A 1,642-nucleotide genomic window follows, 5' to 3' on the forward strand; every position below is an offset into this window, starting at 1 on the left:
TGAAGGGTTTCGGGCGCCGCGAGGCGTACGAAAGTCTGGGAAGAACGAACCCGCGACACCGAGACTCAGTTATGGGGAATTTGCAACTGGCGCTGCCCTGAGGCGCCTCTGAGCGGGGTCACGTGGCGACATTCGTGACGTGACAAAGGGTGTTTCCCGCTGATCCTACACATGAAGATGACAGTATCTTCAGGGCCAGGTGCGCGCTTTCCGTCGTTTTTTCGCGTTTTACGTAAGCCTGTCGGTGCGCCGGAACGAGACGGTTCCGGCAGGCATCGGGTTATAGGGTCATGTCTGCCGATCATCATGCTGATCTCCCGGCCAGATCAGTCGTCCGTGGCGGTCCTCTGGGCTGGCACCAGCGGGGAAGGATCTGGATGACGACCATCGGACCACCACAGCATGGGCAGGGCGGTGGCATGACCGGTTCGGGTTCCGTGACTTCTGGTGCTGGCATGGGTATGACCTTCAGCAGGTCCCGCAGCCGAGCGAGGCTGGCCTTGCGATTGGAACTGGCCAGCAGGCCATAATGGCGGATGCGATGAAATCCCCGTGGCAGGACATGCAGCATGAAACGGCGGATGAACTCATCCGTGGCGAGTGTCATGACCTGCTGCTGGTGGGCCGTGTCCCGTCGGTAGTCCTTGTAGCGAAACGTCACGCCCTTTTCGTTGAACGCCAGAAGGCGACGGTTCGAGATGGCAACGCGGTGGGTATAGCGCGACAGGTAGGCCAGCACCGCTTTGGGACCCGCAAAAGGTGGTTTGGCGTAGACAACCCAGCGTCGGCTGCGCACGGGGGCCAGATACCGCAGAAAGGCACGGCGGTCTGCCAGGAAAGCAAGCTGGCCCCGAAAGGCCAGCCGGTCGGCGTCGAAAAATGCCAGCAGCCGGGTGAGGAACAGACGGCGGAACAGCTTGCCCAGCACCCGGACGGGCAGCAGGAAAGCCGGGCGCGACGAGATCCAGCGCTGGGCATCGGGCGAGAGCCCGCCACCTGGCACGATCATGTGCACATGGGGATGGTGGGTCAGCGCCGAACCCCAGCTGTGCAGCACGGCGGTGATGCCGATGCGGGCACCAGATGCCGGGGATCGGCGGCGATCGTCATCATCGTCTCCGAGGCCGCCTGGAACAGCAGGGCGTAGAGAACGGCCTTGTTCTGCAGCGCGATGTCGGCGATCCGCGCCGGCAGGGTGAAGACGACATGGAAATACCCGACCGGCAGCAGATCGGCCTCACGTTCGGCCAGCCATGTCCGTGCGGCGTTCCCCTGACAGCGCGGACAATGATGGTTGCGGCAACTGTTATAGGCGATCCGCCTGTGTCCACAGTCCCCGCAGGCTGCGACATGACCACCAAGGGCTGCGGTGCGACAGTGTTCGATTGCCGACATGACCTTGAGTTGCTGCAGGGGGAGACGGCCGACATGGGCTGCCCGCCAGGCAGGACCGGCAGCCTGGAAGATGTCCCCCAGTGTGAGGGAGGCGGACATGACCGCCCCCGCTCCGGGATCAGCCGTCAGGCCTTGCCTGCGCCGTCGTCAGCATGCCCAGCCTGTCGAGCGGACTGATGACGGCCCGCACGGTCCGTGTCGCAACCTTTGTATAAAGGGCCGTGGTCTCCAGACGGGAATGACCCAG

At 63.6% G+C, this 1,642-nt stretch carries 1 pseudogene; it reads right to left on the bottom strand.

From position 1 onward, the window contains the following. Positions 1-304: 304 nt before the first annotated feature. Positions 305-1,494 (bottom strand): annotated as a pseudogene (locus JCM25146_RS20285) (IS91 family transposase). Between the last annotated feature and the right edge of the window lie 148 nt (positions 1,495-1,642).

The organism is Acetobacter okinawensis JCM 25146 (assembly GCF_000613865.1).
GTDB lineage: Bacteria > Pseudomonadota > Alphaproteobacteria > Acetobacterales > Acetobacteraceae > Acetobacter > Acetobacter okinawensis.